We start from the raw sequence: 3816 nt of genomic DNA, 5'->3' as shown, positions 1-3816 counted from the left end.
GCCGGGGGCACGGGCCGGCCGCCGACCCCGGATGCCACCCGGATGCCGCCCGCGGACGCCCGTCCCGCCGCGCCCAGGCCCGTCGACCCCTGGAACGGCCACAGTTCGCCGCGGCTGTGGCCGGTACCCGGGTCGAGCGAGCGCCCCGACCTGCATCGCTCGGACCCCGCCGGGCAGATCACGCCGTACCCCTCCACGCCGCCGAGGGGCTTCGGTGCCGACAACTACCATCCCACCGGTCCGGTTCGCGCCGCCGGGTCGGCGCCGAGCCGGGCGCAGCCTCCCCCGTCCCCGTCCACTGTCGCCGGGGCGGCTGCGTCCGCCCCGGCTCTCGGCCGGTCCGCGGGAGCGCGCCCGCCGGACGCACCTGGCGAGGCGGCGCCGGGACGCGGGCGTGCCGCGGCCCCGCCGGCCGGATCGGCCGAGGCGTGGAACCCGGTCGCCAGGGACTCGGGCTGGCGCAATCCGCTGACCGACACCGGCAGTTTCGTGCGGCCGGCGCCGCCGCCTGGCCTGCCCGGGTCGACTCCCGAACGCGACGATCCGTTGTCGGGGCCGCTGCCGGTGCTTCGCCGCCGGTCGACGGGACCGGCCGACGGGGGCACCGGGTGGCATACACCCGGCGCGCTGCCCATGGACCAGCCCTCGACCGCCCTGGAAGCCCGGTCCGGCCGGCCGACTCCGTCGGTGCGGCCGAGTCGCCCGGAGCTGGAGCCCGCGCCGGCGCAGGGCACCGGCCGGCCGCCCCGCCGGCCCGCCGCGTCGAGGAGACGATGACGACGGCGCGGCCGCTGTACCGGGACGACGCGCCCGGTTCCGGGCCGCAGCCAGGCGCCCGGCCGGCAGCCGATGGACCGGGCAAGCCCGGCCAGACCTCCGGCGGCGGCTCGCGACCGGGTCGGGGTGGGGCTGGCACGCCTGGCCGCCGCCCTGAGACTCCGGCCGAGATGACCTCGCTGGTGAACCGCCGAGCCGGCGGCCAGAGCCGCGGCGGTGCGCTCGCTGCGCCCGGCGACGGCGACAGCGGCTGGCAGCCGTCCCGATCGGTGCGCAGGACGGGGGCGCGCAGCGTGCCCGCGGACCGCCGCCGCACCCCCAATCCGGTGACGGACACCAACAGCCTGCAGCCGGTCGCCTCGACGTCCGGCGACCGTGCGGCGGACGACGGAGGTGTCGAGGACCGCGGCCCCGAGACCGGCGAGCGACGCCGGCGCTCCGGGGCCAGGGGGAGTGCGACCGGTCCTGGTGGCCGGCGCGCGGCGGCCCGCTCCGGCGGTGCGACAACCGGCTCCCACGCGGTGCCCCGGCGCCGCGCCGACCACCGCCACGCGGCCTCCTCGGCGTTGCTCGAACCCACCGACCGCTCGGCCGGTCCGCTCGACGACGAGGACGGGCCGCTGGCGGCGGACGCACTGGCCTGGCTGCGCCAGGGCTGGATCGGTCCGCTGGCCGTCGCCCTGGTCGTCGCCCTGCTTGGAGTGGGTGGCTACGCCCTGCTGAGCGGGCATGGCGGGGGTGGCGCGGCGCCGTCGGCGACCACGGCCGCCGACGTGTCGGCCACCGCGCTCCCGACGAACCCGGACGCGCTGACCGGCAAGGCGATGATCGACGGAAGCTGGCAGTGCCGACTGGTGACGGGCACCAACCCGTTCTTGCTGTCCAAGGACGTCGTCGGCGTACTTGTCGTCGCCAGAGCGGATGGCTCCTACAGTTGGCAGGGCGGAGCTGGCCAGTACACGATCACGGCGGTGGCGGGTAATGACGGCGGGAATGTGATCGGTGACGTGAAGTTCACCAGCGGCCCGCTGAAGGATCTGACCGGCACGCACATCGCGAAGCCGGGGGCCGGAATCCGTGGCCGGGCGCAAGGCACCCTTGAACTCAAAGCGAGCGGCTCCGCGCAGCATCGATTCTGCGGAGTGAACTGAGAACATTCGCCCCCCTGCCGAACGTGAGCAAGGTGTGCGAAATGTCGGTTGAGCCCGTCTTTGCATCTAGGTGATCTACTTGGTTTCGGACCCCGGTTGCCGGGTTTAAACCGGCGTAAGGCAGGATCAGGTGCCATGTTCAGGTCTTACCGTGCAGGTGGCTGGCAGTCTGCGGCCGCCGGTGACAACAATGACGCGGCCGGCGGAGTCGGCGGCCGCGCGCCGGCCGCCGGTGGGACCGGCCCAGGCTCGGTCAACCGGCGACATCTGCTGAGGTGGGCCGGGGGTGCCGCGGTGGCCGCCCCGGCCGCCGGCCTGCTCGCCGCATGTGGCGGCGGTTCCTCCAGCTCAGACGGACCGCGTACGGTGCGGATCGGCTATGTCGTGCCGCGTACGGGCAAACTCGGCCTCTACAGCATCGTCGAGTCCTACGTGATCCAGACGATGCGAACCTTGTTCGCCGATGGCATCAAGGTGGCCGGTCGGACCTACCCGGTGGAGATCATTCTCCGGGACTCCCAGTCCGACCGGCAGCGGGCCGGCGTCGCGGCCGCGGACCTTGTCTTCAAGGACAAGGTCGACCTGGTGCTCGTGGGTGGTACCTCGGACACCGCCATTCCGGTGTCCGACCAGTGCGAGATCAACCAGGTGCCCTGCATCTCCACCCTCGCGCCCTGGCAGTCCTGGTGGACCGGCCGGGGCGGGAACGTCGACATGCCCTTCCACTGGACCTATCACTTTTCGTGGGGGATGGAGGACATCGTCAACGATGCGGTGTCCATGTGGAAGCAGCTGGGCATCACCAAAGTGGGCCTGGTGTACTCCGACGATGATGATGGCCGTGCATTCGCCAGCCGGGACTTTGGAATTCCGACGATCAGTAACTACGGTTTCCAGGTCGTCTCGCCGGGCAACGGGGGCTTCGAGGCCGGGGCGACGTCGTTCGACGACTATGTCTCCGCGTTCAGGTCCCAGGAGGTCGGGGCGGTCATCGGCGTCGCGCAGGCGGCCGACTTCGCGACCCTGCAGCGGGCCATCCGTCAGGTCAGCACGTTCAGGCCGAAGGCGCTGACGATGTCGAAGGCGCTGGACCACCAGACCGACCTGCGCACCCTCGGCTCGAACGGTGATGGCCTGACCACGGAGATCGGCTGGTCGCCGTCTCATCCCTACCGCAGCTCGCTGAGCGGCAAGTCCTCCAAGGACCTCGCCGACGCCTTCGCCAAGGACCGGGGCCGGGCCTGGACGACCGGACTGGGCTTCAGCCACGCCCTGTTCGAGGTGGCGGCGAAGGCGCTCAGTGGCGCCGCGTCGCTGCAGAAGGAGGACATCGCCAGCGCGATCCGGGCCGTCGACGCCCAGACGATCGTCGGCCCGGTGGCCTTCGGCTCCCAGCAGAACGTGCCGAAGAACGTGGCGCGGATACCTGTCGTCGGCGGTCAGTGGGTCCAGGTCGAGAACGACTTCGCCCTGAAGATCGTGGACAACAGCGGCAACACCAAGGTCCCGCTGGGCGGCCAGCTCCGGGAGCTGCCGTCCCCGGCCTAGCGGTCGGTCGGGCCCGCAACGCGTGAGGGGCCCCGTGGCGAAAACCGTCCACGGGGCCCCTCACGCGTTGCGCGTCATGGTCTGACGCGCAACCCTGCTAGGCGCGGGCCGCGGCGCGGGACATGGTGTGCTCGACGACCGCGATCAGTGCGCTCTTGGTCGAGTCCCGGTTGCGGGCGTCGCAGGTGATGATCGGCACGGCCGGGCCGACCTGCAACGCCTCGCGGACGTCCTCGATCGAGTGCCGCAGGACGCCGTCGAAGCAGGATAATGCCCCGTGGAGTGGTGTAGATCGGTTCGCGTTCCGCTCTGCGTCTTTCGCTATTATGCGGCCTGAATA

2 protein-coding genes and 2 pseudogenes are annotated in these 3816 nt (G+C 72.2%); 3 read left to right on the top strand and 1 reads right to left on the bottom strand.

Translation table 11 applies throughout. From position 1 onward, the window contains the following. From MXD58_RS22565 to MXD58_RS22555, 3 genes and pseudogenes are all read left to right on the top strand, one after another. Positions 1 to 777 (top strand): annotated as a pseudogene (locus tag MXD58_RS22565) (hypothetical protein); the annotation flags it as partial. Continuing rightward, positions 774 to 1928, top strand: coding sequence for a hypothetical protein (locus tag MXD58_RS22560; protein ID WP_250609874.1), 1155 nt, complete (start codon positions 774 to 776; stop codon positions 1926 to 1928). The pseudogene MXD58_RS22565 and the gene MXD58_RS22560, both read left to right, overlap by 4 nt. A gap of 294 nt (positions 1929 to 2222) precedes the next feature. Beyond that, positions 2223 to 3476 carry an ABC transporter substrate-binding protein gene (locus MXD58_RS22555; protein WP_248838740.1) on the top strand — a complete coding sequence of 418 codons (1254 nt, stop codon included), beginning with the start codon at positions 2223 to 2225 and terminating at the stop codon, positions 3474 to 3476. Positions 3477 to 3573: 97 nt separating this feature from the next. On the opposite strand, the pseudogene MXD58_RS22550 reads toward MXD58_RS22555, so the two are convergent. Continuing rightward, a pseudogene (locus tag MXD58_RS22550) lies at positions 3574 to 3816 on the bottom strand (ATP-binding protein); the annotation flags it as partial.

Origin of the sequence: Frankia sp. AgKG'84/4, from assembly GCF_023242965.2 — a bacterium.
In the GTDB taxonomy this organism is placed as follows: domain Bacteria; phylum Actinomycetota; class Actinomycetes; order Frankiales; family Frankiaceae; genus Frankia.
This window is presented reverse-complemented; position numbering and strand designations above follow the sequence as displayed.

Coding starts and splice junctions, on each gene's coding strand:
- MXD58_RS22560 (WP_250609874.1), top strand. CDS start 774: ATGACGACGGCGCGGCCGCTGTACCGGGACGACGCGCCCGGTTCCGGG.